We start from the raw sequence: 25,072 nt of genomic DNA, 5'->3' as shown, positions 1-25,072 counted from the left end.
TTATTCGTATATCGTCCCCTCCATGATCCTTCACGCCTTGGCCTTGCTTCTCCTCGCCGGTTCCTGCCTGGCTCAAGACTCCACAGCCGTCCGCATGGACGAGACCGTCGCCACCTACGTCGCGTCCGGTAATTTCATGGGCTCCGTTCTCGTAGCTCGCGATAACCACGTTCTGTTGAACAAGGGCTACGGCTACGCGAGCCTCGAATGGCAGGTTCCCGACTCGCCCACGACGGTCTATCGCCTCGCTTCTCTCAGCAAACAGTTCACTGCCGCATCCATCCTCCTGCTTCAGGAGCGCGGCAAGCTCGACATTCACGACCCCATCCGCAAGTACCTTCCGGACGCGCCGCCAGCCTGGGACAAGATCACCATCTACCATCTCCTCACCCACACCAGCGGCATTCCCAACTACTCCACCTTTGCAGACCAGCAGATGCTCAATCCGTTTCCCATCACGCCCATGCAGCTCGTCGCGCGCTTCTGGAACCGCCCGCTCGACTTCGTGCCAGGCGAAAAGTGGTTCTACACCAACTCCGGATACGCCCTGCTCGGCTATCTCATCGAACGCATCACCGGCCAAAGCTATGGCGAGTTCGTCCAGCAGAACATCTTCCAGCCGCTCGGCATGGCACACTCCCGCTTCGGCTCCGATACAGCCATCATGCCGCAGTTTGCGACCGGCTATGCTCTCAGCCCCCAGGGACCCCTTCAGACGCCATCTCCCAGCTTCACCATGTCCTACGCAGCCGGAGCCATCTGCTCCACCACCGAAGACCTTCTCCGCTGGGAGCAGGCGCTCTTCTTCGGGACCTTTCTCTCGCCGGCTTCCGTACAGGCCATGACCAAACCCTTCAAAAACGGTTATGCTTTGGGGCTCGCAACCGGAACCGAAGGCGGACATAAACTCATCGCGCACAACGGCACCATCTCCGGCTTCAGTACACAGATGGCTTACTATCCCGACAGTAAAACCATCGTCATCGTGCTCTCCAATCTGGGAGGCGCACCCGCTCCCGAGATCGCCAGTAAACTCGCCGCCATCGCCATGGAAAACAAACCGGGCGAGCCGCAGCCCTGAAGAGCCAGATCACACAGCCTGATCCAGAACCGGCACAACCTCTTTCGCCCGCTCCGACTCACGCCACTGCGCAGGCGGTATCCCCTCCCACCCACGAAACGCGCGCACAAACGAGCTCGAGTCCTCATACCCCAGCATGTACGCCACCTCGTTCAGCTCCAGCGGTGAACGTTTCAAATAGTGACGCGCCGACTCGTGCCGCGCCTCTTCCAGCATCTGCTGAAAATTCAGGCTGCTCTCCTGCAACCGGCGCTGCAGCGTGCGCACACTCAGGCGCATCTCGCGCGCCACATCCGTCATCTTCGGCCGCCGCCCCGTCAGCCTGCGGTGGATCGCATCCCGTATCTGGTCAGGAAAGCTCAGGTCTTCGCGCTGACGCCGCAGGTCTTCGTCAAGCTGCGGCGCCAGAATCGCCAGCAGGTCTGCATTGCGCGTTATAAACGGACGCGCAGCATCTTCCGCACGAAAAACGATGGCGTTCCGGCTGCAGCCCGTCATCACCTTGCAGCCAAAGTGCCGCTCGAACAGCCGCACATGCTCGCGCTGCTGCATATACTCCACGCGGAGCGGAATAATCTCCTCGCCCGTGCCGTTCCGCGCCAGCGAAAGCACCCAGGCGAAGCACACATCCATCAGGACAGGAGGCTCTTCCTCTGCAGCCAGCAACCAGTTGAACCGCAGCGTCCACTCACCGCCGCTGATCTCGCTGACAATCTCCTCCGGGCAGGTGATCTGCTTATATCGCGCCGCCGAACGCATCGCCTCACCAAACGTCGCCGCCGAAAGCGCCGTCAGCCCAATCGGATCGTGCTGCTCCACGCGCCTCTCGGTGCCCAGCTTCAACCCCACCGTCGGATCGGGGCTTGCCTCTTTCACTGCCTTCCAGAACGCGAAGAACTCGTTGGTGGTCAGCTGGACGCGAGGCTGCTCTAACAATCCAATCGGCAGCCCCGCATCCCGCAACACATCCGACGCACGAATCCCGGCCTCTTTCAGCTTCGTCAACTTCCGCGCCGGAACTCTGAAGTGCTTGCTCATCGCCTTGTCTCTTACCCCTTCAGCGAAGCCATGTCGATCACGAAGCGATACTTCACATCGCTCTTCAGCAGACGCTCATACGCCTCGTTCACCTTCTGGATCGGGATCAGCTCGATGTCCGACGTGATGCCCTTCTCGCCGCAGAAGTCCAGCATCTCCTGCGTCTCCTTCAACCCGCCAATGGGCGAGCCTGAAAGGCTCTTGCGTCCGAACAACAGGTTGAACGCCGCGACCTGCAAAGGCTTCTCCGGAGCGCCCACCAGCACCATGTGACCGTCGCGCTTCAGCAGCTGCAGATAGGCGTTGACATCGTGCTCGGCCGAGACCGCATCCAGAATGAAGTCGAAGCTGAACAGGTGCCTCTGCATCTCCTCAGGGTTCTTCGAGATGACCACTTCATCCGCACCAAGACGCAGCGCGTCCTCCTTCTTGCCTGGCGAAGTTGTAAAGACCACCGTGTGCGCTCCCAGCGCATGCGCAAACTTCACGCCCATGTGACCCAGACCACCCAGGCCGACGATGCCGACCTTCTTACCCGGCCCGACACCCCAGTGGCGCATCGGCGAGTAAGTCGTAATACCCGCGCACAGCAGCGGAGCCACACCCGCGAGGTCAAGATTCGCCGGAACCTTCAGCGCAAACTTCTCCCGCACGACGATGCTCTCCGAGTAGCCCCCATACGTCACGCCACCCAGGTGCTTGTCCGGCGAGTTGTAGGTCAGCGTGAAGTTTGGGCAGAACTGCTCCAGCCCCTCTTTGCAATCCGGACAGGTCCCGTCCGAGTCGACCATGCAGCCCACAGCCGCAAGATCGCCCACTTTGAACTTCGTCACAGCCGAACCAACCTTCGCCACGCGGCCTACAATCTCATGCCCGGGAACGCAGGGATACACCGTTGCGAAGACATCCTTCCACTCGTTCCGTGCCTGGTGCAGGTCGGAGTGACAGATGCCGCAATAGAGAATCTCAATCTGAATATCGTCAGGAGTTAGATCGCGCCGCACGATCGTGGAGGAAGCAAGCGGCGATGTCGCACTGGCAGCGGAATAAGCTTTTGCATTAGGCATGGGTCTACTCTAGCTCCCAGCCGACGCAGCGTGATAGGCAAAACACGCCAAACCGTATGCAAAACACGCCAGCGATGCCGATTTAACCGGCCTGCAATGCAGGCTCAAAAACGACCCAACCCCGGGCAACAAATACCGCTCTAACCATTTAGGATGGAGCAGCAATTAAGACGACATAAGTAAAATGGAGCAGCAAAATGAACAAGATTGTCTTTCTTTTCCCAGGTCAGGGTTCGCAGACTGTAGGTATGGGGCGCGATCTGTACGACACCCATCCCGTAGCCCGCAGCGTCTTTGAAGAAGCAGATGACGCCCTCGGCTTCCCCCTCTCCAAACTGATTTTTGAAGGCCCGGAAGACCAGCTCAAACTGACGGAACATACACAGCCGGCAATACTTACGGTCTCCGTCGCGATGGCGCGTGTGCTCGCCGAGCATGGCGTGACGCCTGCCCTTGCTGCCGGACACTCACTCGGCGAGTGGTCGGCGCACGTCGCTGCCGGAACCATCTCCTTTGCCGACGCCGTACGCACGGTGCGTAACCGCGGCCGCTACATGCAGGAGGCCGTGCCTGCGGGTGAAGGCGGCATGGCGGCGATCCTGGGGCTTGACTCCGTACTCATCAGCCAGATCTGCGAGCAGGTCGAGGATCAGATGACCCCTTTGCCCGGCCCGGATGCGAAGAACTTTGACCCGAAGCTTGCCATTGTCGCCCCGGCGAACTTTAATTCTCCCGCGCAGACGGCCATCTCCGGCGCGCTTGCAGCCGTAGAACATGCTGCCGCGATGTGTAAAGAGGCCGGAGCGAAGAAGACGGTGATGCTGCATGTGAGCGCACCGTTCCACTGCCCGCTCATGCAGCCAGCGCAGGACCGGCTTGCCGCCGATCTTCCGCAGATCACGTTTCATGACCCGACGATTCCCGTGGCTTCAAACGCCGATGCCCGTCTGGTGACACAGGGAGCCGATGTGCGCGACTGTCTCGTACGCCAGGTGACCGGCACGGTGCGCTGGGTCGAATGCGTCCACCTGCTGGTTGCGCAGGGAGCGACACATCTGTTCGAAGTCGGTCCGGGCAAGGTGCTGACTGGCTTGAATCGGCAGATTCTCGGGAAGGACTCGACGATTCCGGCAATGCATATCGATGACGTGGTTTCGATGGAAAAGGCCCTGGAGACCCTGGCGCATCCAGTGAATGCCTAGCGATCCTGACAAAGCAACCAACAAATATTCACAAGGAAGAATGAATGAATCCCGGCGATCTCGTAGAAGACTTCACACTCAAGAATCAGGACGGCAAAGACGTTTCGCTTTCGGACTATAAGGGGTCGCCTGTCGTTCTCTTCTTCTATCCGCGCGCCGACACGCCGGGTTGCACGATTGAGTCCTGCGGCTTTCGCGATGCGTTTACCAAGTTCAAGAAGGCGGGCATCGTGGTACTCGGCATCTCGCGCGACACCGTTGCCGCGCAGAAGAAGTTCAAGGACAAGTACGACCTGCCTTACGACCTGCTGGCCGACGACAAAATGACGCTCATCGACCGCTACGATCTGATCAAGCCAAAGAATATGTACGGCAAGATGGTGAAAGGCGTAAAGCGGACCACGTATCTCATCGGGCCGGACCAGCGGCTGATCCACATCTTTGAGAACGTTAAGCCCGAGGGCCACGCCGAAGAGGTACTTGCTCTGCTGAAGAAGCAGAAGTAGGGATGCAGGTTTTCCTGCGAAGCATCCTGCCAAGAATGCGGGGCCTTCCTCGATTCGCCTTCGGCTCGCTCGGAATGACACTTCCTACTTAGGTTGCGAAAGGTCGCGCTCCGAGGTGATCCACCAGATGCCGTACTGATACTTCAGCTTGAGCTCCGCCGGCACATACCACTGGCGCTGCGGGCGGTCTGGCTGCTTTTCGGTATAGTGCTTGACGAGGTTGACGGTGGCGGCATCGCCCTGCTGGTCGATCTGCAGCTGCTCGATGGCGAAGGTCCACTCACCATGGCGTTTGGCGATCTCAGCCTTTTTATCGGCAGCGATCTGAGCGCGGGTGGCATTGGCTCGCCACATGTAGTGCTCAGCCGGGTCGGTGTAGTACGAGGCCTGCGTATCCGCATCGGTGGTGCGCATCGACTCCTCCCACTGGCGGAGCAGGTCCTCTGGCTTCGCGACGGCTGCCTGCTGCTCGGATGCAGCACTGGGAGCGCTCTTCTGGTCGGCCTGTTGTTGGTTCTGCTGGCCGCCGTTTCGTGACGAGAGATAGTGCATGCCAAAAGGCAGCGCCGCGGCAAGACACGCTGCGAGGACAGCGAGCACGATCCACCAGCGCTGTGTTCCGGATGTCTCCGTGTCGTCTTCTTCCTCCACCGCTATAGGCTCTTCCGCGGGAGTCGTCTCTGCGTCTGTCGGAGGAGCCTCCTTAATTGGAGCAACGGCTTCGTCCTTTGCGTGGGCCTTCGGAATATCGGCGGCTGAAGCCTCCACGGGCGCAGGTATGCTTGTCACGACCGGCTCGGGTACAGGCTCGAGCTTCCATTCCACTGGCTTGATCTTCGACTCCTTTGCTGCAGGCACGACCCAGTCCGGCGGAGCGTTTTCGTCGATGACGACGGGCTCGGGGACAGCAGAGACGGGGTCTCCGGCCGCTTCGGCCGCTGCTTCGAGCGTCTGCGGCGCTGGCTCCGGTACAGAGGGTGCTGCGGTAGGGTCGGCAATGCGTGTTTCCTGTTTCTCAGCGGGCTCTGCGGCAGAAACAAAATGCGGGGGTTCCTCGGCTACGACTTCGCCTTCGCCTGGAGTGACACTTTCCGGGGGAGACGCGAGCTGCTCCGACGCAATACTTTCTGGATGGGCCGCAACTCGATCTGCAATGGCAGGTTCGTGCGGAGCCACAGGCTGATCCATCGCAACCGCCTCTTGCGAAGACACAGGTTGGCGTTCCTGTGGAGGCGTGGGTGGCGTTGACGCGAGCAGCTCGCGCATCTGCGCGAATATCTCCATAAGGCGCTCACGCATCACCTCGTCCTGGCTGACGTTACCCAGAAAGGCCGAGGCCTGGTAGCTGACGTCAGCATCGATGACGGTGGTGCCGTCATCATCAATAACGTAGATGACGGTCATGTCGCGGCGGTTGACGCGGCGCGTTGGGCCCGGGCCAAGTCCGAGCACGGTGATCCGGTTGCTGCGACGCTCGACGTCGGCGACCTCGGTACGCAGAACAGCTTCGAGCGCAGCCAGCACTCGCTTGGCGTCCTCACCGGCAATTCTCTCGTATGCACGAAATCTCAAAAGCAGCCTCTCCCGCTCGGCATCGTACGCCTTAAAGAAAGTATGACAGCATAGAGGTATGGCAGAAGGAGAGAGTCGAACGCCCCTGCGGGCGACCGACGCATTTCGTTCGCGTAACTTCAGGCTGTACCAGGGGGCACGGCTGATCGTGATCCTCGGCGCGGAGGCGCAATCGGTCGCGGTCGCGTGGCAGGTCTACCAGATCACGCATTCTGCGATGAAGCTTGGGTTGACCGGACTGGCACTGTTTCTCCCCGGCATTCTCTGCATGCTGGCCGCTGGCCATGCTGCCGACCGCTACGACCGCCGACGCATCATCCTGTGCTGCTATGGGCTGCAGGCCATCTGCACGGCAGGGCTGCTATGGCTTTCGCTCAGCCGGTGGGCGCTGGCAGGAGGGCGCGTCTGGCCGATTTATACCGTCCTGATTGGCATCGGCATTGGCCGCGCGTTTAGCGGACCGGCGACAAGCGCGCTGCTTCCGTCACTTGTGCCGAAGGATCACTTCGTCAACGCCGTGACGTGGGGAGCGACGGTTTATCAGATCGCCAACATGTCGGGGCCTGCGGTTGGAGGCATCCTGTTTACGCTGCCCTTCACGGGAGCGCTACGGGGAGCGCCTGTCGTCTATGTCTTTACGCTGCTGATGCTGTGCGGCTATCTGGTGCTGATCGGCATGATTCGGGCAGTTCCGATAGAAAGGAAGCCGACGGCGTTCAACCTGCGCACCATGCTCGCGGGGCTGGAGTATGTGTGGCGCACAAAGCTGCTGCTCGGCTCCATCTCATTGGATTTGTTCGCGGTGATGCTCGGCGGTGCGACGGCGCTGCTTCCGATCTTCGCTACGGAGATTCTGCATGCCGGGCCGCGCGGGCTGGGAATGCTGCGCGCGATGCCCTCGGTGGGGGCGCTGTTCGTCTCGCTGCTGCTGGTGGTACGGCCGATCCGAAGACGGGCCGGAGCGACGATGCTGATGTGTGTCGGAATCTTTGGCGCGGCGACGATTCTCTTCGGTTTGTCGCGCAACATATGGCTGTCGCTGGCGGCACTGTTTGTTGTGGGTGCGAGCGATATGGTCTCGGTGGTGGTGCGCTCGTCGATGCTGCAGCTGGCTACGCCGCCGGAGATGCGCGGACGCGTCTCTGCGGTGAACTGGCTGTTTGTGGGAGCTTCGAATGAGTTTGGCGAATTCGAGAGCGGCGTGACAGCAAGCTGGTGGGGAGCGGTGCCTGCCGTTGTGGTCGGTGGCATCGGCTCGCTGGTGGTCACTGTGTCTACGGCGTTGCTCTTCCCCAGGCTGCGCCGGGCTGACAAACTGACCGCCGAGGCGCTGATGGAGGCCGAACGCGAACTGGCTACGGCTGAGCCGGTGGATTGAGTATCGGCGGCGCGTAGCGTTGTGCGGACTTGAAGAGACAATGCTCCATCAATTAGCGTCGGAGCGACGGCTAAACAGCCTGCGGAGGGACATTGGAAAACGGAAAGAAGGCTGCACTTGGCGGAACGCTGCTATTTCTTGCGGTTATCGGCGTTCGCGTCGGCATGATCTATCGCGAACGCAATGCTCCCGAGAAGCCCGTTGCCGCTCCGGCACGCGAGAAGATCGCCGACGACGATCTGGTCTACCTGAAGCACAAGCGCCAGGACAAGATGGAAGACACGAAGGAGCTGGTGGGCCAGCCGCTGTGGGTTTCGGCCGGCGGCCAGATGGACTACTATCCGGCAAGCGGCAAGCATGTTGATTTCTCGAAGGTTTCGGGCACGCTGCTGGGCGCGGAAAAGCTGGATGTCAAAGGGTTTGTGGAGCAGGTGAAGCCGAAGGCCGTTGCCAGCCGCATCCCGCCAGGAGATCGGCAGGTGGTCATGCTGTTCTCGCTGCCGAATTCGCAGACGCCCGACAAGGTCTACGGTGTGCCGGTGGGGTATCACGAGAATGGCGGGTACACGTTCTATCTGGACGAGATCTTCTTCTACGACGACCCGCACGAGTTGTACAAGCACTGGGGGCCGGAGATCTGGAAGGCGGTCGATTCGCACCAGGTGATTCTGGGGATGAACGAACGGCAGGTGCAGATGGCGCTTGGACAGGTTTCGAAGAGTCTGAGCAACGATTACGGCAATCGTTTGGTAGTTTATGCGAACTTAGGCAAGCCTTTCGCCGTAACATTCGTCAACAACAAGGTGACGGCCTTCCGTCCCGACCAGGGCTTCTAATTCTGACGACCGGATGCTTCGGGCGGTAAGGCGTCATCCTTGCTCAAGGAGGGGTCTTCCCCTATGAACACGGCTGATGAAACTCGACCGTCCGGGTGGACGCGCACAGTCTTCTACCTTCTCTGCGTGATCGCGGCAGCGGCGGCGTTGCGGCGGATTGTTGCGTTGCTGCTGATTAACGCCTCATCGCGTGCGGGGCAGTATGCGGATCTGGATCGTACCTTTGCCGATCATCGGGCGCTGACGCTGGCGCATATCGTGCCGGCACTAATCTTTGTGATTTTGCTGCCGTTCTGGTTTTCGGCGCGCGTTCGAGCGAAGGAAGAGATGCATCGGCGCATTACGCAGGTTCTCTTTGCGCTTGGCTTCATTGTCGGGCTGACTGCGATTCCGATGTCGGCGCATCCGGTTGGAGGCGTGACGGAGCTTTCGGCCATCATCGTCTTCGACGGCATCTTTCTGTTCTCGTTTGCGCGGGCGTTTATGCTCTTCGTGCGCCGCCAGCCGCGCTACCGCGAATGGATGATGCGCGCAATCGCCGTCCTGCTCGGCATTGCAACGACGCGTCCGGTGATGGGAGTGTTCTTTGCTACGGCTCGGCTGACGCATCTTGAGCCACGGCAGTTTTTCGGCGTCGCCTTCTGGATTGGCTTTACTGTGACATATCTTGCAGGGGAGTGGTATCTGCGGAGGCATCCGACGAATACAGTTCTTCAGTAGAGCTGAAAGTTGATCTCGATATTCAGCTCTACGACGATAGGCTTACCGTCTTCGGTAGCCGGTTTGAAAAGATATTGCTGTACGGCGTACAGCGCTTGTTCGTCTAAACCAAGCCCAGCAGGCTTGGCCACGACAAGATGACTTGGTTTGCCGTTCTCATCCACATGGAGACTGATCAACACTTTGCCGGTATAGTGCAGATTCCGCGCTGCAGGACTGAACACGGGCTCCGAGCCTTTGACAACTACTGGAGCCTTCATAACACCATGAACTTTCTTTGCTGGTAAATCTGGTGAAGCCGGAGCCGGATCGGGAAGAAGTTTTTCGTGAGCATAGCGCTGCCAATAGGTGGGAAGCAGCGGAACCAGCTTCGTCAAATCCTCCACAAAGATCGCATCCAGAGCATGACCGAAATCTCCATCCTGCGGTTGATCCACAACGATTCGCATCGTCTCCTCGTCCTTATCATTGACTAGCAGAACGACACGTTTTGGAGAATTGGAATTACTAACGAACTCCAGACCTATGCGCCGAGCTTCAAGGATCAGCTGATTATTTTTGAGCTGAACCTTACTCACGTCGACACCGCATAGGGTGAACGAGAGCAGTTTTGGCTTTCCCATCAACTGTCCACTGGCGTCAAAATGCAGTTTGTCTTCTCTCCAGAACCCGCGCAGATAGAGCGGTTTGCCCAGGAGCCGTGCTTTCAGCTCACCCTCCGTTGTTTGTGCGTGAGCAGGCAGGCAGAGACCTAGTGCAGAGAAAAATAGCAGCAAGCAAAGGCGCATGATCAGCAGACTAACCGATGGCATATCGGGAGGAAATCAAATTTGTGATCAGCCTGTATTCCGCAGCCCGGCGCTGATGCCGTTGATGGTTGCTGAGATGGCGCGGTTCAGCTCAGCGGACTCCGTCTCACCTTTAGCTGCGGCGGCGCGCTTGCGGCGGATCAGCTCGACCTGGATCAGGCTCATGGGGTCAACATACGGGTTGCGCAGGCGGATCGAGCGCTCGAGGACAGGATTGGTTTGCAGCAGGCGTGACTGGCCGGTGACGGCGAGCAGCATCTTCTGCGTGAGGTCGAACTCCTGCTTGAGCGTGGTGAAGACACGCTCGCGCAGGGCCTCGTCCTCGACCAGCGAGGCGTAGAGCTTTGCGATGCCGAAGTCGGATTTGGCCAGCGCCATCTCGACGTTGCGGATGATGTCGACGAAGAGCGGGAAATCCTTTGCCATTTGCTGCAGTTGTTGGAGGCCGTCGGGGTTTTCGCGCGCGAACTCGTCGAGCGCGTGGCCGACGCCGAACCATGCCGGCACCAATTGGCGCGACTGCATCCAGCCGAAGACCCACGGGATGGCGCGCAGGTCGGCCATCGTCTTTTTGCCGGTGCGCTTGGTTGGACGCGAGCCGATGCGTGCGTTCTCCAGCTCGGCAACAGGCGTGGCCTGCTCAAAGTAGGTGAAGGTGTCGGGGCTGTCGATGATGTGCTTGCGGTAGAAGTCGTAGGAGGTGGCGGAGATGCGCTCCATGGCTGCCTCCCACGTGGGCGTGATCTCACCGGTGAGGTGAGGCGCGCAATGATCCTTCTTGCCTTCGGCCGCAGCCTTCTGCAGTACGGCATCGGGGCGCGCGAGGGCGTCGAGCGAGGCGGCGATCATCAGTTCCAGGTTGCGCTCGGCGAGGATGACGTCGGAGTACTTCCAGTTGAGCACCTCACCCTGCTCGGTGAGGCGAAGCTCGCCGGAGAAGCTGTCGACCGGCTGCGCGAAGATGGCGCGGTGCGTCGGACCACCGCCGCGGCCTACGGTTCCGCCGCGTCCGTGGAAGAGGCGGAGTGTTACGCCACACTCGGCCGCGACACGATGCAACTCGCGGTGCGCCTTCCAAATCTGCCAGGTGCTGGTGATCATGCCGCCGTCTTTGTTGGAGTCGGAGTAGCCGAGCATGATCTCCTGCCGGTGGCCCCAGGATTTGAGTAGAGGCTGATACGCCTCGCTCGACCACAGGCGTCGCATGATGTCCGGCGCATTTTCGAGGTCTTCGATAGATTCGAAGAGCGGTACGGGTTGCAGGCCCGGGTCTTCACCATCGGCTTCAACCTTCACACCGCCCAGGCGCGCCAGCCAGAGCACGTTCAGCACGTCTTCGGCGCTGGTGGCTCCGCTGATGACGTATTGCCGAATCGCTTCAGGCGGATAGGTTTTCTTAAGATGCGCGATGGCGCGGAAGGTGTCGAGCACCTCGGCCGTCTGTGCAGAGAGTGCGGCTGGGAGACGAAGTGCGTTATCGGCGTTCTTCTCCGTGCAACCGGCAATCTCCATCACGGCGGCAGCGTGGACGCGGGCATGCTGGCGGATGTCGAGCGTCTGCAGGTGCAGGCCGTAGGTGCGCACTTCGAGAAGCAGCGGGTCGATCAACATCTCGGCGAGCCGCTCGCCGTGGTTTTGCATCAGGCTGGAGCGGAGGATGCTGAGGTCGGCGAGCAGATCGGCCGCACGCGTGTAGGGTGCAAGCGCAGGATTAGGCGGCAGAGGTACAGAGCTTTGCGGCGTGGCGCCGAGGCGCATCATGATGCAGGCGATCAGCAGGCGCAGGTATTCGAAGTGGAAGCGCTCTTCGAGCATGGTCTGCCCGGCGGTGCGAAGCTGCGTGAGGTAGCGGTCGAGCAGTGCCTGCAGCTCTTTCGACACGGGAACCTGCTGCGTCGAGCTGCCAAGCTGCTCGAAGACGTTCTGCAGGCGGCGGCGATAGTGGGCGATGAGCAGGCTATGCGCCATCGCCAGTGCGTCCTCGGTCGTTTCGGCGGTGACGAAGGGGTTGCCGTCGCGGTCGCCGCCAATCCAGGAGCCAAAGTGGACAACCTGTGGCAGCTCAGCGATCGAGGCGCGTTCGCCGTCGTATTCGGCTTCGAGCGCAGCGGCTACTTCTGAGTACAGAACAGGCAGCGTGTCGAAGAGCGAAGCCTCATAGTAGTCGAGCGCCATGCGGATCTCGTCGCGCACGGTGGGACGCGCACTGCGAACATCATCGGTCTGCCACAGTGCGGTAATCTCAGCGACGACCTCGCGCTCCAGCGCTTCCAGATCGGCCTCAGGCACGGCGATGCGATCGAGCTGTTCGAGTAGGTCGGAGATGCGACGGCGCTTGAACATCACGGAGCGCCGCGCCACCTCGGTGGGGTGCGCGGTAAAGACTGGCGTGATGGCTACGAGCGAAAGGAACGCGAGCGCCTGCTGGCGGTCGAATCCCGCCTCGCGCAAACGGCGCAGTGTGCCGCGCAGGTCGCCACGCGGCGGCGGAGCGTCGTTCAGCTGCGCGGAACGGCGGCGGCGCTTGCGATGGTTGGTTTCGGCAAGATTGATCAGCTCAAAGTAGAAGCTGAAGGCACGGCCCAGGCGATAGGCGCGCGTAAGGTCATCGGCGTGTCCGTGCACGGCGAGCAGCGCCTGCTGCATGTTGGAAGCGGCAGCGGCTGCATCGCCCGAGGCGTCGGCCTCGCGCCGCGCGATGGCGGTACGGCGAAGCTGTTCGACGGCCTCGTACAGCTCCGGGCCGGACTGCTCGCGCAGCACCTCGCCCAGCAGCATGCCTAGCGAGCGCACATCGCGGCGCAGTGGAGCTTCTTTCAGCTCGCCCGTGGGGGCAAGCAGTTCGGCAAGGCGCTGAGGCCAGTTGGTGGGAGTCCAGAGTGACGGCATCTCTCTGATTATTGCATCGTCACTTGCGGGTTTGCGTAACAGGCAAAAGGCTTACATCACGAGCGCGAGCTTCTCCAGCTCTTCCTGCATGCTCTTGACGGAATAGCCCGCCGACTCCATGCGTGAAGCCGTGGAGCGCGCCGCGTGGCTTGAAACACCGTAGCCGCGGGCCGAGAGATAGCTGCTGATGACGTCGCCAGCCTGCCAGGAATCGAGATGAGCATTCAGCAGTTCCTGGCGCAGACCTGCCAGGTCCGCCTCAGAGAACTTCTCTACTCGATTGAGTGCCATCGTCGTCATCGCATCTCCTCTCCGCGCTCTCGCGCCCGTCTCACTTCTATTAGATGTGCCTTTGATCCATAAGTTGCGGTTTCGGGCGGCCTGTGAGCTGGATTCAATAAACTCCTGTACGCATAGACCTTGCGCAAAAGTTCCGCCTATTTTGTCATCGCATTGCAGGGAGTTGTCGTGCGTGTGTTCCCTGGTCGTGGCAGCTATCGCGATACCATGAATACAGCTATGAAAAATCCCCATGTACTGGACGGAGTCGCCATCGCCTCCGAGATCAAGGCCGAGGTCGCCCACGAGGTCGCCGGCCTGAGCAAAAAGGGCATCGTCCCTGGACTCGCCGTTGTTCTGGTCGGCGAGGTTCCCGCATCCCAGATCTACGTTCGCAGCAAGGTCAAGACCTGCGGCGAGCTGGGCATCTACAGCGAGATGCTGACACCGCCTGAATCCATCACCACGGACGAGATGCTGGCCATCGTCGCCGAGCTGAATGCACGCGAAGATATTGACGGCATCCTGATCCAGCTTCCGCTGCCGAAGCACGTCGACACGAAGCGGCTGCTCGAAGCGATCTCACCGGACAAAGACGTCGACGGCTTCCATCCGGTAAATGCAGGCCGTTTGCAAAGTGGCCAGCCCGGGCTGCAGCCATGCACGCCGGCGGGCATCATCGAGATCTTGAAGCGCAGCAAGCTGCCGATCGCCGGGCAGAACGCGGTGGTCGTCGGACGCTCGGACATCGTGGGCAAGCCTGCCGCGCTGCTGCTGTTGAACGAATCGGCCACGGTAACGGTGTGCCACAGCAAGACGCGCGATCTGCCTGCGGTGACGCGCAATGCCGACATCCTGGTCGCCGCTATCGGACGCCCGGGGTACGTGACGCCGGAGATGGTGAAGGCCGGTGCAACGCTGATCGACGTCGGCATCAACCGCCTGACGGATGCGGCGGATGTCGATCGTTACTTCGCCGGAGATGCGGAACGGGCTGCAACGTTCGCGAAGCGCGGCTCGGTGATCGTCGGCGACATTCATCCAGCGGCGTTTGCCATCTCGGGGGCGTATACGCCGGTTCCGGGAGGCGTCGGCGCGCTCACCATCGCCATGCTCATGCACAACACGGTCAAAGCAGCCAGGCTGCGCCGCGGCATCGCCGTAGAGAGCATCTAATCCTATGCTTCGTGTTGGACTGACAGGAGGCTTAGGCAGCGGAAAGTCCACGGTTGCACGCATGCTGGCGTTGAGCGGGGCTTATATTCTGAACGCCGACGAGATCGCCCGTGGGCTGATGCAGCCCGGCGAGGCGGTTTACAACGCCATCATCGAACACTTTGGCCCCGGCGTAATGTTTGCCGATGGCAGCCTGAATCGTGGAGAGCTGGCACGGCTGGCATTTGCCGAAGGACGCGTCGAGGAACTGAACGCAATCGTCCATCCCGAAACGATTGCCAGGCAGGCCGCGATGATCGCGGAAATTGCCGAGCGGTCCCCGACCGCCGTAGTTGTGGTCGAATCGGCTTTGATCTTCGAGACAAAGCATGGCGAAATGAAACCCGGCGAGACGAAACCCAACGAAACCGTTCCGCCTTGGCGGACCCGCTTCGATTGCATCGTGCTGGTCACGGCATCGGACGAGACCAAGATCGAGCGCTTCGTGCAGCGCATGGCCGCCGGAGAGCCGCTGACTGCCGAGCGCCGCGAAGAGCTTGCCGCTGAAGCCCGGCGGCGGCTGGCGCAGCAGATGCCCGACGACAAAAAGATGGAGCTGAGCGACTTTATCCTCTTCAACGACGGCGAGATCGGCGAGCTAGAGGAGCAGGTGGACGAACTTTGGCCGGTACTCCGCTACGCCGCGGCAAACACTCCATGAAACGGTACGGCTTTGGCTCCGCTGGCCGCGTCTCGATACAATGAACGGCAGGCCGAATGCCCAGCGGCCGCAATGGCCATGACGGCCGTAATGGAAGGATTCACGGGTTACAACGACTCTATGAAACTGCGCCCCGTTCTGCTCGTTCTGCTTCTGCTGTCTGGCTTTTACTACATCACGACGCACTCGTCGTCGGCCGGAAAGCTCTTTCCCTGGCTGCATTCTTCTCAGGCTGCGAGCGATGGCACGAGCGTTGACGTCAAAGGCCCGGCAGCAAGCTTTCAGTTGACACAGGCCTCGGCCGCGCCTGCCTTCGACGCCGAAGAGCAGCAGAACATCGGCGTGTACAAGAAGGCCCTGCCTTCGGTCGTCAACATCACCTCGACCGAGGTCGCCTTCGATTTCTTCTACGGGCCAGTGCCGCAGCAGGGCCAGGGGTCAGGCTTTGTGCTGACCAAGGATGGCCTGATCATGACGAACAACCACGTGATCGGCAACGCGCAGCGGCTCGAAGTCATGCTGTCGGACAAGCACAAGTACAAGGCCCGCGTGCTGGCAACGGACAAGAACCACGACCTGGCGCTGATCAAGATCGACGCGCCGAATCTGGTACCGGTGACACTGTCGGACTCGCGCAACCTGATGGTGGGCCAGCGCGTGTACGCTATCGGCAATCCATTTGGCCTGAACGGCACGATGACACGCGGCATCATCTCGGCGATCCGCTCGATCCGCAGCCCGAACGGTGCGCCTATCGAGGATGCGATCCAGACGGACGCGGCGGTCAACCCGGGCAACTCCGGCGGTCCGCTACTGAACTCGCGTGGCGAGGTGATCGGCATTACGACGATGATCGCCTCAAATGGAGCAGACCAGAGCTCGGGCATCGGCTTCGCCATCCCGATCAACACGGCACGCGCGATTCTGGACGACTACGCGAAGTACGGCTACATACGGCGTCCGACGCTCGATATCGTGACGCTGCCGATTGGGCCCGACATCGCTGAGCAGATTGGACTGCCCGCCGACTACGGCATTCTGATTGAGCGTGTGCTGCCGGGTGGCGCTGCCGACAAGGCTGGCCTGCGCGGCGGGACACAGCGTGCCTATCAGGGCAATACGCCGGTGATGCTGGGAGGCGACCTGATTATCGCCATGGACGGCGAGGACATTACCAGCCCGCAGGACCTGTCCGCCGTGATGAACTCGCATCGCGCGGGCGACGTGGTGACGGTCACCGTCTTCCGCGGCCGCAAGCGCATGGACATCAAGGTAACGCTGGGCGATGCGCGCGACCAGCAGGGACGCGGCCAGACGACTTAGCTCTTAGGCATGTTCACATCAAAGCCCCGGTTTATTGGCCGGGGCTTTGGTTTATGGCGAGCACGGCGATTCAGCCGACAGGCAGATACCGCCGTCCCTCAATGCGGTAGTTGCCGCTGAGCACGCGGGCAATCGCTTCAGGGTAGGCGATGTGCTCCTGCTCAAGAATGCGTGCGGAGAGCGTCTCGGCTGTGTCCGTGTCGACGACAGGGACGGCCTTCTGCAGGATGATGACGCCGTGATCGACGGCCTCGTCGACGAAGTGCACCGTGCAACCGGCAACTTTTGCGCCGTAATCGAACGCCTGGTGCTGTGCATCGAGCCCCGGGAACGCCGGCAGCAGCGACGGATGCACATTGAGAATACGGTTCGGGAAGGCCTCCACGAAGGCTGGCGTGATGATGCGCATGTATCCGGCAAGGCAGACGAGATCGACCTCATAGTCGGTAAGCGCGGCGATCATGCTGGCATCGTGCGCTGCACGAGCCTCAGGCCCTTTGCCCTGCTGCGGGATGGCCTGCGCCACGAGGCCGAGGGAACGCGCCGCTTCAAGCCCCGGAGCATCGGGTTTGTTCGAAAGCACCACAGCGATCTCGGCGCCTGGGATGCGACCGTCGGCAAGAGCGCGGTGGATGGCAAGGAAGTTCGAGCCTCTGCCGGAGAGAAGGATACCTAGTTTTTTCATCGATACCGGAACTTGCGGCCTGAACGAAACTTCAATACCGCAAAGTCTCCTTGAACCTAGTTGTAGCTGACCTTGCGCTCGCCGCGCACGATGCGTCCGATGATGTGGAAACGTTCGTTGGCGCGGTTGAGGATCGCCTTGGCCTTCTTCACCTTTTCCGCCGGGATCACGACGATCAGGCCGATGCCCATGTTGAAGGTACGTAGCATCTCATCGCGCTCGACGTTGCCAAGCTTCTGCAGGTGCTCGAAGAGCGGCGGAACCTGCCAGGAGGCGAGATCGACCTGCGCACCCATGCCCTTGGGGATGATGCGTGGCAGATTTTCCGTAATACCGCCGCCGGTGATGTGCGCCATGCCGCTGACGACCTCACCGTTGGTCAGCTTCTTGATAATGGCAAGATAACTGCGATGGACGCGCATCAGCGATGCACCGGTCTTATCCTTCAGCTCGTTGACGTACTGGTCGGGGCCGTACTTCGCCACTTCGAACAACAGCTTGCGGGCCAGCGAGTAGCCGTTGGTGTGCAGCCCGTTCGACGGAATCCCCAGAAGGATGTCGCCCACCTGAATACCGTCACCGGTAATGATCTTGTCGCGGCTTACAGCGCCGATAATGGTGCCGGCGAGGTCGTATTCGCCCTCGGCGTAGAAGCCGGGCATCTGCGCGGTTTCCCCGCCAATCAGCGCGCAGCCATTGGCGCGGCACGCGTCCGAGATGCCCTGTACGACCGTCTCGACGACGGAGTTCTCGAGCTTACCGGTAGCAAGATAGTCGAGGAAGAACAACGGCGTCGCGCCCTGCACCGCGATGTCGTTGACGCAGTGGTTGACGAGATCCTGCCCGACGGTGTGATGGATGCCGAGGTCGAAGGCGACCTTCAGCTTGGTGCCGACGCCATCGGCCGAGGAGACCAGCACGGGGTTTGGGAACTTCTCGAGATCTAGCGAGAAGAGGCCGCCAAAACCGCCGATCTCTGAAAGCACATGCTTGTTGAAGGTCTTGCGAGCCAGCATCTTGATGCGATGCTTGGACTTATCGGCGGCCGAGATGTCGACGCCGGCATCGACGTAGCTGACAGACTTCTTCGCAGCGGCTTTCGTCTGCTTCGGCTTGAGCTTGGTTTCGGCAGAGGCCGCATCAGAGGTGGGCAAGTTCACCGGCAAGATGTTCTCCAGAGGACGAAGTATTCAGTGGTGCGGAGTTTTCAGTCTAGCAGGACGACGCCTGTGGGCGTTAAACCGGGATAAACAAGCGTTATTCCCGCGCACGCGGAGCATTCAGAAGCCGAGAAACCGCTCCCGCTGCGCCGGCGCGGGAAGAGGGCAGACATCGTAGCGTCCGAAGACCTTGTAGCGCATCCGCGCCACCAGACCGTAAACCGCCTCTCGCAACGGGCGCGGTACAAGCTGCAGCAGGCGGGCGAGACCATTCCAGCCGAGCAGCCGTAACACTTCAAGGGCCGCATCGGAGCGCCAGTAGATGCGTTGCGTTGCTCTGAATGGAGAGGTGACGAGCGCCATGCCTTCAGGAACCTGTTCTCCCTCAAGAAGTTCGCGCGCGATGTCGCTCTCCAACGGAGCGAAGAGAATCCACCCCTGCGCATCGTGCCTGAGCACGAACCGCACCGATCCGTTGCACAGCGCGCAGACGCCGTCGTACAGCAGGATAGGATGTTGTGCGATCTTTGCGCGGTCGGCCTGAGTCATTGCGTCACCAGCAACTCTTATACTGAATCTGATGCCGCTACCTCTCAATCGCTCCCGCCAGCTGCAGCAACGCGCCGAATCCCTCTTGCCGGGCGGAGTCGATTCGCCTGTCCGCGCCTTTCGCTCTGTAGGCGGCGATCCGCCGTTCGTAACGCGTGCCGAGGGTGCCTATCTGTACGACGAGGACGGCAACCGTTACGTGGACATGTTCGGCTCGTGGGGGCCGATGATTCTCGGCCACGCATTTCCGCCAGTAGTGGAAGCGATTCGTGAGGCAGCGGGCCGCAGCGCGAGTTTTGGCGCTTCGACCGCAGCCGAGGCAGACCTCGCCCTCATGGTGCAGGAGTGTTTCCCCTCCATCGAGAAGCTGCGTTTCGTGAACTCAGGCACCGAGGCCTGCATGACCGCCATCCGGCTGGCGCGCGGATTTACAGGTCGCAACTTCGTCATCAAATTCGAGGGCTGCTATCACGGTCACTCGGACTCCCTGCTGGTGAAAGCCGGCTCAGGCGTAGCAACACTCGGCATTCCCGGCTCAGCGGGTGTTCCGGCAGAAACGGCAATGCATACGCTGGCGCTGCCATTCAACGATTTGGAAGCCGTACGCGCAGCATTTGCGGCGCGCCCAAAAGAGATCGCCTGCATCATCGTCGAGCCGGTGGTCGGCAACGCGGGCGCCATCGCCCCACTACCCGGCTATCTGAACGGCCTGCGCGATATCGCGCACCGGCACGGCGCGCTGCTGATTCTGGATGAGGTAATGACCGGCTTCCGGCTCTCGCTGGGCGGTGCGCAGAGGCTCTATGACATCAAGCCTGACCTGACGACGCTGGGCAAGATCATTGGCGGCGGCCTGCCGTGCGCTGCGTTCGGCGGACGCGCGGAGATCATGAACTATCTCGCTCCGCTTGGCCCTGTCTATCAGGCAGGGACGCTGAGCGGCAACCCGCTGGCGATGGCCGCGGGCATTGCCACACTCCAGCACCTGATCGAGAACGAACAGGCGATCTATCCTCAGCTTCAGAAGACGACAGAAGCCATCGCGACAGGTGTCGCTGCGATTGCACGCGAAGCAGGCGTACCGCTGATGACGAATCAGGTGGGCTCGATGTTCACATGGTTCTTCACCAGCAATATGGTGACGAACTTCGCATCGGCATCAACATCAGATACGGCAGCCTTCGGCCGCTTCCACCGCGCCATGCTCGAAGCCGGGGTCTGGCTGCCGCCCAGCCAGTTTGAGGCGGCGTTCGTCTCCACAGCGCATGGCCCCGCTGAAGTAAAGGCGATCCTCGACGCTGCGCTCAGATCGTTGCAAACCAGCTAAAATTTTGCGCAACACTACAAACGCAAAAAGGATGATCGGCCGATGACCGGACTACTCCGCAGAACATGCACATACGGCGCTGGTGCGCTTCTGGCGCTTGCAACAACTTTCTCTTCGGCGCAGTCGCAGACGAAGCTCTCTGCACATTGGGAGGAGCTGACCGGCCCAGATTTCATCGCAGCCATCAAGCAGGCACAGGGCACGTGCATTCTGCCCATCGGCATTCTTGAAAAACATGGACCGCATCTTCCCATCGGCTCCGACCTGCTGAACGCACGCTACACCGCGCTGCATGCAGCGGAACAGCAATACACCGTCGTCTTTCCCGAATACTATTTCGGCCAGATCGCCGAGGCGCGGCAGGAACCCGGCACCGTCTCCTACAGCCGCGAGCTGCAGCTGGCGCTGATGCAGGCCACCACCGACGAGATGGCGCGCAACGGCTGCAAGAAGATCCTGATCATCAACGGCCACGGCGGCAACAATCATCTGCTCCCCTATTTCATCCAGACACAGCTGGATAAGCCACACGATTACGTCGTCTATCTCTTCGACCAGCGTGTGCCTCCCACAGGCGGCCCTGCGAAGAAGACAACGAACGACCAGCACGCCGGCGAGAGCGAAACTTCGAAACTGATGATCGTGCGGCCTGATCTGGTGCATCCTGAGCGGGCCAATGCGGAGTCCGGCGCAGACCAGCATCACCAGAACCTGCCCGACGGTGTCTACACCGCAATCTGGTGGTATGCGCGCTTCCCCGATCACTACGCCGGAGACGGCTCCGCCGCATCACGCGAACTGGGAGAGTTCCAGATGAAGTGGTGGGTAGACTCCGTCGCGAAGGTGCTTGCCGCCATCAAAGCCGACGATGTAAGCCTGAAGCTGCAGAACGAGTTCTTCGAAAAGACTTCGCATCCGCTCGATACGCCGCAGTAAAGCGATCTAGAGCCACGCATCCACGGTAACGAAGCGTGAAGCACGGTAGCGCTCAATCAGCAGCTCGGTGGCTTTGACAGACTCCAGCCGCGATGCGCCCAGGCCAAGGTGTCCGCCATCGTGCAGCAAGATGTTGCTGCCGCGTCCACCGCGTTGATTGCGCTCGACGCCACGCTGCACATGACTCGCGATCTCGTCGCCGGTGATCGTGCGCCAGTCGTAGCCCATCGCATTCCACTGCACCGGCGTCATGCCCATCTCGCGCGCAACCTGCAGCACGACAGGCCGCCGTGCCCCATGCGGAGCACGGAACCAGCTCACCTTCTCGCCAATGACATCTTCAATGGCGGCGCTTGCCCCCATCAGCTCCTCGCGAATCCTCCGCTCGCTCTGCCACGCGAGCCACGGATGCGTCATGGTGTGATTGCCGATCAGGTGTCCGGCCTGCACAATCTCGCGTACTAGCGCGGGACACTGCGTCGCAAACCCGCCAATCAGAAAGAAGGTCGCCTTGACTCCGTGCCGCGCAAGCACTTCAAGCAGCTGCGGCGTCGCAGCCGGATTCGGCCCGTCGTCATAGGTCAGCGCAAGCTCATGCGGACGTGCTGGAGCAATGAGCGTACGGCCGAAGAGCTGTGACCCCGGCGAAAGCGCGGCCCACGCCAGAGTTCCCCCGGCCGCCACTGCAGCAAGCGCCGAAGCTCCCCACAGTTCCGCAGAAGGAGCAAGACTCGCAGCTAACCCAAACGCATCGATCCGCAGATTCATCCCATACCATCATCTCACCGGAGGCTGCTACAAGCAGCTAAGACGCTTCAGCGTCTCGGCGTCCATCGCTCCGTTGAAGTAACGCCCAAGCGCGATCTCAAAGATCGATTCTTCGTTGGCCGCCCTGGCAAACAACGTCATGCAGGAATGAAACTTCATATCGTCGGGATAGCCGAAGATCTGCTCCGCGGTCCTGCCATTGAGCGCGGCGACCGTCTCCGTGATCTTGCGTAGTCTCGCCCCCAGCACACGGTGCTCCAGGTAAGCCCTGGCCTCGTCGAGCGACGAGATGGCGTAACGCACCGACATCTCGCTCAAACCAAGCCCGCGAATCTGCGGAAAGATGAACCACATCCAGTGGCTGCGCTTGCTTCCGCTCTGCAATTCCGTATAAGCGCGCTCGTAAATGCCCTCCTGGGCTACGACGAAGCGCTCAAGATCGTATTTGTCAGCGCCCGAAAATTCCGGCGTGGAGAGGGATGGACTCATCGTGAGGCTTCCTTGAAGAAGAGAGCAACCGCCATCAGAGTAACGATTGCCACCCTGCCCTACAAGCACAGCGCGCTTTCTTCTTATCGCAGATAAAAATTTCTAAGCTTCCCATCTTCGCAGCGCAGCGTATAACAGGCAGAGAGAAAAGGACATCGTATGAAGCCATCCGGCAGCACGCGAATAGCTGTCTGTGCAGCAGCAGTCTTCATCCTTCTGTTTGCTGCACTGCAACTGGTGCGGCCACGCATCGAGAATCCTCCTGTCACCGCCGATCTCGCGGCCCCGCTCGAGGTGAAACAGATCCTGCGAAACTCCTGCTACAACTGCCATTCCAACGAGACGCAACTGCCGTGGTTTGATCGTCTTGCGCCTGCGTCGTGGCTGGTCGCCAACGATATCAAGGAAGCTCGGCGCCATCTCAACTTCTCTGAGATCGGCAACCTGCCCGCCGCGCAGCAGAAGGCCACGCTGTATGAGGTGGTCAATCAGGTTCAGCTCGGTGCGATGCCTCTGCCGCAGTATCTTCTGATCCATCCACATGCCCGTGTCTCCGCCGAAGACCTTGCCGTGTTGAAGGATTATCTGAATCCGTCGGCGCCTCCTGCCGCTCCGGATGACGCCGCGAAAGCGACAGCCGATACGCAATACGACAAGTGGATTCAAGTGAGCAGCCGTACGCTCACCGTTCAGCCTGAGCTGAACGGCATCGCCTACATCCCCGACTACAAGAACTGGAAGGTCGTCAGCACGACGGACCGCTTCGACAATCACACACTCCGCGTCATCTTCGGCAATGACGTCGCCATCCGCGCCATCGCCGAGCACAGGATCAACCCGTGGCCCGACGGCACCATCTTTGCGAAGACAGCATGGGCGCAGCAGGTGGACGCCAACGGCGACACCAGGAGCGGAGCCTTCATCCAGGTGGAATTCATGATCAAAGACAGCGCAAAATACGCCTCCACCAAGGGCTGGGGATACGCACGCTGGCGCGGTATGGACCTGAAGCCTTACGGCAAAGATGCCGACTTCGCCAACGAATGCGTTGGTTGCCACAATCCCGTTCGTCGCAACGATTACGTCTACAGCTTCCCGCTCAGCGGGCAACAGTGAGGAGAACCCTATGCGATTCCTTTTGATGACCGCAGTCGCTCTTCTCGCAATGACTGGATGCGATTCGACAAAGCCGGAGCCCGCATCCATCAATCAACAGGCGGCACTCACAGGCCAGCTTCCTTACAACCCGCTCGCATGGAAGGTTGTCACCTCGTGGACCAACAAACACGATGCGACCATGTCCACCCTGTACGGAAATGACGCAGCGGTGGCTTACGCGCGCTCGACTGCGGGCACAGCCTATCCTGCGGGATCGATTCTCGGCCTTGTGACGTGGGCGGAGCGTGACGATCCGCACTGGTTCGGAGGAAAAATTCCTTCAACACCACAGTCTGTCGAATTTGTACGTGTCGGCGAGACGGGCCAGCCAGAGTATCGGCTCTATCGCGGCTCGCCGCTCGCTCACACCGACGCGGGCGCCGATGCGCCCAATAGAATCGCGTACATTACAACGCAGCGCGCCGCAGTTATGCCTTAGCCGGCTTGTTGCTGCGCAGGATCAGAAAGACGCTGACCAGCACCAGCACACCACCCACCAGCGCATGCGTTGTAATCTGCTCCCCTGCGACGAAGTATCCAAGCACCACCGCCACGACGGGATTCACATACGCATAGCTCGCCACCTTGCTGGCAGGCATTTTGCCCAGCAGCCACACGTACGCCGTAAATGCCAGTAGCGATCCGCAGGTGATCAGATAGACAAGCGCAAGCACCGCGCTTCGTGAGACATGCGGCCAGGGATGCATCTCTCCGAACCCGGCCGACAGCACCAGCAGCACTGCGCCGCCAATCATCATCGCTCCGCCCGACGTCACCGCTCTCGACTCCGGCAGCACCAGCCTGCGGCTCAGCACCGTCCCCAGACACCACCCAGCCGTTCCTACAAGAATCGCCAGCGCAGGCACAATCGGCAGTGACTGATGCGGGTCCGGCAACAAGAGTACGCCGACACCGCAGAAGCCCAGTAGGACGGCGCCCACCAGGCTCCAGCGCAGCGGCTGCATGCGGAAGACAAAGATCTCAAACGCAATCGTCATCAGAGGAACTGTCGCCGATAGAACAGCCGCGATTCCCGATGGCACGTACTTTTCCGCCCAGAACAGCAGCCCGTAGTCCACAACGAACATCAACGCGCCCATCAGCGCGAGACTGCGCCACTGCTGCCGCGTCGGACGCGCCGCACCGCGCCACTGCATCCAGCCGAAGAGAACGGTACCTGCAATAAACATGCGCGTTCCGGCGGCGAGTAGAGGAGGAATCTCACGCACTGCAATACGGATTGCTAGAAACGTCGTCCCCCACAGCACATAGATCGCAAGAAAGGCCAGCGCCACACGAAGGTCTACCCCTCCAGAACGCTTCTCGATCTTTTCGTCACTAACCGTTGTATTCGCCATTGATGGTTACCATATTTACAAACGCTGGATAACCTGTAAAGCTCATTTAGAAGGTTATCCACGAAA

Annotated in this window: 25 protein-coding genes; 13 read left to right on the top strand and 12 right to left on the bottom strand. The window is 60.5% G+C overall.

Going from position 1 to position 25,072, the window contains the following annotated elements; translation table 11 throughout:
- The first annotated feature begins 37 nt into the window (after positions 1-37).
- Positions 38-1,081, top strand: coding sequence for a serine hydrolase domain-containing protein (locus tag KFE13_RS11850; protein ID WP_260703333.1), 1,044 nt, complete (start codon positions 38-40; stop codon positions 1,079-1,081).
- Between the two features lie 9 nt (positions 1,082-1,090).
- On the opposite strand, the gene KFE13_RS11845 is transcribed toward KFE13_RS11850, so the two are convergent.
- Together KFE13_RS11845 and KFE13_RS11840 are read right to left on the bottom strand one after the other, a co-directional pair.
- Positions 1,091-2,119 carry an AraC family transcriptional regulator gene (locus KFE13_RS11845; protein ID WP_260703332.1) on the bottom strand — a complete coding sequence of 343 codons (1,029 nt, stop codon included), beginning with the start codon at positions 2,117-2,119 and terminating at the stop codon, positions 1,091-1,093.
- 11 nt (positions 2,120-2,130) lie between these two features.
- A complete protein-coding gene (locus KFE13_RS11840; RefSeq protein ID WP_260703331.1) occupies positions 2,131-3,186 on the bottom strand; it encodes an NAD(P)-dependent alcohol dehydrogenase in 1,056 nt (351 codons plus the stop codon).
- 197 nt (positions 3,187-3,383) lie between these two features.
- On the opposite strand from KFE13_RS11840, the gene fabD reads away from it, so the two are divergent.
- Both fabD and KFE13_RS11830 read left to right on the top strand, forming a co-directional pair.
- Positions 3,384-4,388, top strand: a complete 1,005-nt coding sequence (fabD, locus tag KFE13_RS11835) for an ACP S-malonyltransferase (protein WP_260703330.1) — start codon at positions 3,384-3,386, stop codon at positions 4,386-4,388.
- A gap of 44 nt (positions 4,389-4,432) precedes the next feature.
- Positions 4,433-4,894, top strand: coding sequence for a peroxiredoxin (locus tag KFE13_RS11830; RefSeq protein ID WP_260703329.1), 462 nt, complete (start codon positions 4,433-4,435; stop codon positions 4,892-4,894).
- An 84-nt stretch (positions 4,895-4,978) separates the two neighbouring features.
- Here KFE13_RS11830 and KFE13_RS11825 read toward each other — a convergent pair whose 3' ends face one another.
- Positions 4,979-6,466 carry a Cif family virulence factor gene (locus KFE13_RS11825; RefSeq protein ID WP_260703328.1) on the bottom strand — a complete coding sequence of 496 codons (1,488 nt, stop codon included), beginning with the start codon at positions 6,464-6,466 and terminating at the stop codon, positions 4,979-4,981.
- A 58-nt stretch (positions 6,467-6,524) separates the two neighbouring features.
- Between KFE13_RS11825 and KFE13_RS11820 the strand changes: the two genes are divergently transcribed.
- From KFE13_RS11820 to KFE13_RS11810, 3 genes are all read left to right on the top strand, one after another.
- Complete coding sequence (locus tag KFE13_RS11820) at positions 6,525-7,844, top strand: MFS transporter (RefSeq protein ID WP_260703327.1); 1,320 nt, start codon at positions 6,525-6,527, stop codon at positions 7,842-7,844.
- 92 nt (positions 7,845-7,936) lie between these two features.
- The gene (locus tag KFE13_RS11815) at positions 7,937-8,680 is read left to right on the top strand and encodes a hypothetical protein (protein WP_260703326.1); all 744 of its coding nucleotides are present in this window, start codon (positions 7,937-7,939) and stop codon (positions 8,678-8,680) included.
- Positions 8,681-8,743: 63 nt separating this feature from the next.
- Positions 8,744-9,400, top strand: coding sequence for a DUF2306 domain-containing protein (locus tag KFE13_RS11810; RefSeq protein WP_260703325.1), 657 nt, complete (start codon positions 8,744-8,746; stop codon positions 9,398-9,400).
- Here the strand turns inward: KFE13_RS11810 and KFE13_RS11805 are convergent.
- Genes KFE13_RS11805 through KFE13_RS11795 form a run of 3 tightly spaced genes read right to left on the bottom strand, consistent with a single transcriptional unit; the run spans position 9,394 to position 13,398 of the window.
- Positions 9,394-10,176, bottom strand: a complete 783-nt coding sequence (locus KFE13_RS11805; RefSeq protein ID WP_260703324.1) for an energy transducer TonB — start codon at positions 10,174-10,176, stop codon at positions 9,394-9,396. The two genes, KFE13_RS11810 and KFE13_RS11805, sit on opposite strands and share 7 nt — an antisense overlap.
- 60 nt (positions 10,177-10,236) lie before the next feature.
- Entirely contained in the window at positions 10,237-13,098 is a 2,862-nt protein-coding gene (gene ppc / locus KFE13_RS11800) for a phosphoenolpyruvate carboxylase (protein WP_260703323.1), read from the bottom strand.
- A gap of 51 nt (positions 13,099-13,149) precedes the next feature.
- Positions 13,150-13,398 carry a hypothetical protein gene (locus KFE13_RS11795; RefSeq protein ID WP_260703322.1) on the bottom strand — a complete coding sequence of 83 codons (249 nt, stop codon included), beginning with the start codon at positions 13,396-13,398 and terminating at the stop codon, positions 13,150-13,152.
- 219 nt (positions 13,399-13,617) lie between these two features.
- Here KFE13_RS11795 and KFE13_RS11790 point away from each other — a divergent pair, with 219 nt between their 5' ends.
- The 3 genes from KFE13_RS11790 to KFE13_RS11780 all read left to right on the top strand — a co-directional run bounded on the left by KFE13_RS11790 (position 13,618) and on the right by KFE13_RS11780 (position 16,576).
- Positions 13,618-14,553, top strand: coding sequence for a bifunctional 5,10-methylenetetrahydrofolate dehydrogenase/5,10-methenyltetrahydrofolate cyclohydrolase (locus tag KFE13_RS11790; RefSeq protein ID WP_260703321.1), 936 nt, complete (start codon positions 13,618-13,620; stop codon positions 14,551-14,553).
- 4 nt (positions 14,554-14,557) lie between these two features.
- The gene (gene coaE, locus KFE13_RS11785; protein WP_260703320.1) at positions 14,558-15,253 is read left to right on the top strand and encodes a dephospho-CoA kinase; all 696 of its coding nucleotides are present in this window, start codon (positions 14,558-14,560) and stop codon (positions 15,251-15,253) included.
- A gap of 120 nt (positions 15,254-15,373) precedes the next feature.
- The gene (locus KFE13_RS11780; RefSeq protein WP_260706946.1) at positions 15,374-16,576 is read left to right on the top strand and encodes a S1C family serine protease; all 1,203 of its coding nucleotides are present in this window, start codon (positions 15,374-15,376) and stop codon (positions 16,574-16,576) included.
- Between the two features lie 70 nt (positions 16,577-16,646).
- Here the strand turns inward: KFE13_RS11780 and purN are convergent, their stop codons facing one another.
- The 3 genes from purN to KFE13_RS11765 form a co-directional block, all read right to left on the bottom strand.
- Positions 16,647-17,261, bottom strand: coding sequence for a phosphoribosylglycinamide formyltransferase (purN, locus tag KFE13_RS11775; RefSeq protein WP_260703319.1), 615 nt, complete (start codon positions 17,259-17,261; stop codon positions 16,647-16,649).
- Positions 17,262-17,317: 56 nt separating this feature from the next.
- Positions 17,318-18,421, bottom strand: coding sequence for a phosphoribosylformylglycinamidine cyclo-ligase (gene purM / locus KFE13_RS11770; RefSeq protein ID WP_260706945.1), 1,104 nt, complete (start codon positions 18,419-18,421; stop codon positions 17,318-17,320).
- Positions 18,422-18,541: 120 nt separating this feature from the next.
- The gene (locus tag KFE13_RS11765; protein WP_260703318.1) at positions 18,542-18,970 is read right to left on the bottom strand and encodes a thiol-disulfide oxidoreductase DCC family protein; all 429 of its coding nucleotides are present in this window, start codon (positions 18,968-18,970) and stop codon (positions 18,542-18,544) included.
- A 31-nt stretch (positions 18,971-19,001) separates the two neighbouring features.
- Here KFE13_RS11765 and hemL point away from each other — a divergent pair, with 31 nt between their 5' ends.
- Both hemL and KFE13_RS11755 read left to right on the top strand, forming a co-directional pair.
- The gene (hemL, locus tag KFE13_RS11760; RefSeq protein WP_260703317.1) at positions 19,002-20,297 is read left to right on the top strand and encodes a glutamate-1-semialdehyde 2,1-aminomutase; all 1,296 of its coding nucleotides are present in this window, start codon (positions 19,002-19,004) and stop codon (positions 20,295-20,297) included.
- 42 nt (positions 20,298-20,339) lie between these two features.
- On the top strand, positions 20,340-21,233 hold the full coding sequence (locus tag KFE13_RS11755) for a creatininase family protein (protein WP_260703316.1): 894 nt from the start codon (positions 20,340-20,342) through the stop codon (positions 21,231-21,233).
- Positions 21,234-21,239: 6 nt separating this feature from the next.
- On the opposite strand, the gene KFE13_RS11750 is transcribed toward KFE13_RS11755, so the two are convergent.
- Positions 21,240-22,001, bottom strand: a complete 762-nt coding sequence (locus KFE13_RS11750; RefSeq protein WP_260703315.1) for a polysaccharide deacetylase family protein — start codon at positions 21,999-22,001, stop codon at positions 21,240-21,242.
- A 27-nt stretch (positions 22,002-22,028) separates the two neighbouring features.
- On the bottom strand, positions 22,029-22,490 hold the full coding sequence (locus tag KFE13_RS11745) for a DUF1810 domain-containing protein (RefSeq protein WP_260703314.1): 462 nt from the start codon (positions 22,488-22,490) through the stop codon (positions 22,029-22,031).
- A gap of 159 nt (positions 22,491-22,649) precedes the next feature.
- Here KFE13_RS11745 and KFE13_RS11740 point away from each other — a divergent pair, with 159 nt between their 5' ends.
- Both KFE13_RS11740 and KFE13_RS11735 read left to right on the top strand, forming a co-directional pair.
- Positions 22,650-23,606, top strand: a complete 957-nt coding sequence (locus tag KFE13_RS11740; RefSeq protein WP_260703313.1) for a heme-binding domain-containing protein — start codon at positions 22,650-22,652, stop codon at positions 23,604-23,606.
- Between the two features lie 10 nt (positions 23,607-23,616).
- Positions 23,617-24,087, top strand: coding sequence for a cytochrome P460 family protein (locus KFE13_RS11735; RefSeq protein WP_260703312.1), 471 nt, complete (start codon positions 23,617-23,619; stop codon positions 24,085-24,087).
- On the opposite strand, the gene KFE13_RS11730 is transcribed toward KFE13_RS11735, so the two are convergent.
- Positions 24,077-25,006: an EamA family transporter gene (locus KFE13_RS11730; RefSeq protein ID WP_260703311.1), complete on the bottom strand. Its 930-nt coding sequence runs from the start codon at positions 25,004-25,006 to the stop codon at positions 24,077-24,079. The genes KFE13_RS11735 and KFE13_RS11730 overlap by 11 nt on opposite strands.
- Positions 25,007-25,072 lie beyond the last annotated feature (66 nt).

The sequence above is a fragment of the Edaphobacter flagellatus genome (assembly GCF_025264665.1).
Classification (GTDB): domain Bacteria; phylum Acidobacteriota; class Terriglobia; order Terriglobales; family Acidobacteriaceae; genus Edaphobacter; species Edaphobacter flagellatus.
The sequence above is the reverse complement of the archived record's forward strand: the minus strand, read 5'-3'. Positions and strand labels throughout refer to the sequence as shown.

Excerpts from the sequence above, each read along its gene's own strand:
- fabD (WP_260703330.1), top strand. The coding sequence starts at position 3,384 with ATGAACAAGATTGTCTTTCTTTTCCCAGGTCAGGGTTCGCAGACTGTA.
- KFE13_RS11790 (WP_260703321.1), top strand. The coding sequence starts at position 13,618 with ATGAAAAATCCCCATGTACTGGACGGAGTCGCCATCGCCTCCGAGATC.
- KFE13_RS11830 (WP_260703329.1), top strand. The coding sequence starts at position 4,433 with ATGAATCCCGGCGATCTCGTAGAAGACTTCACACTCAAGAATCAGGAC.
- KFE13_RS11740 (WP_260703313.1), top strand. The coding sequence starts at position 22,650 with ATGAAGCCATCCGGCAGCACGCGAATAGCTGTCTGTGCAGCAGCAGTC.
- KFE13_RS11750 (WP_260703315.1), bottom strand. The coding sequence starts at position 22,001 with ATGAATCTGCGGATCGATGCGTTTGGGTTAGCTGCGAGTCTTGCTCCT.
- KFE13_RS11765 (WP_260703318.1), bottom strand. The coding sequence starts at position 18,970 with ATGACTCAGGCCGACCGCGCAAAGATCGCACAACATCCTATCCTGCTG.
- KFE13_RS11840 (WP_260703331.1), bottom strand. The coding sequence starts at position 3,186 with ATGCCTAATGCAAAAGCTTATTCCGCTGCCAGTGCGACATCGCCGCTT.
- KFE13_RS11745 (WP_260703314.1), bottom strand. The coding sequence starts at position 22,490 with ATGAGTCCATCCCTCTCCACGCCGGAATTTTCGGGCGCTGACAAATAC.
- hemL (WP_260703317.1), top strand. The coding sequence starts at position 19,002 with ATGCCGCTACCTCTCAATCGCTCCCGCCAGCTGCAGCAACGCGCCGAA.
- KFE13_RS11780 (WP_260706946.1), top strand. The coding sequence starts at position 15,374 with ATGAAACTGCGCCCCGTTCTGCTCGTTCTGCTTCTGCTGTCTGGCTTT.
- KFE13_RS11845 (WP_260703332.1), bottom strand. The coding sequence starts at position 2,119 with ATGAGCAAGCACTTCAGAGTTCCGGCGCGGAAGTTGACGAAGCTGAAA.
- KFE13_RS11820 (WP_260703327.1), top strand. The coding sequence starts at position 6,525 with ATGGCAGAAGGAGAGAGTCGAACGCCCCTGCGGGCGACCGACGCATTT.
- KFE13_RS11755 (WP_260703316.1), top strand. The coding sequence starts at position 20,340 with ATGACCGGACTACTCCGCAGAACATGCACATACGGCGCTGGTGCGCTT.
- KFE13_RS11810 (WP_260703325.1), top strand. The coding sequence starts at position 8,744 with ATGAACACGGCTGATGAAACTCGACCGTCCGGGTGGACGCGCACAGTC.
- purN (WP_260703319.1), bottom strand. The coding sequence starts at position 17,261 with ATGAAAAAACTAGGTATCCTTCTCTCCGGCAGAGGCTCGAACTTCCTT.
- coaE (WP_260703320.1), top strand. The coding sequence starts at position 14,558 with ATGCTTCGTGTTGGACTGACAGGAGGCTTAGGCAGCGGAAAGTCCACG.
- KFE13_RS11795 (WP_260703322.1), bottom strand. The coding sequence starts at position 13,398 with ATGACGACGATGGCACTCAATCGAGTAGAGAAGTTCTCTGAGGCGGAC.
- ppc (WP_260703323.1), bottom strand. The coding sequence starts at position 13,098 with ATGCCGTCACTCTGGACTCCCACCAACTGGCCTCAGCGCCTTGCCGAA.
- KFE13_RS11735 (WP_260703312.1), top strand. The coding sequence starts at position 23,617 with ATGCGATTCCTTTTGATGACCGCAGTCGCTCTTCTCGCAATGACTGGA.
- KFE13_RS11730 (WP_260703311.1), bottom strand. The coding sequence starts at position 25,006 with ATGGCGAATACAACGGTTAGTGACGAAAAGATCGAGAAGCGTTCTGGA.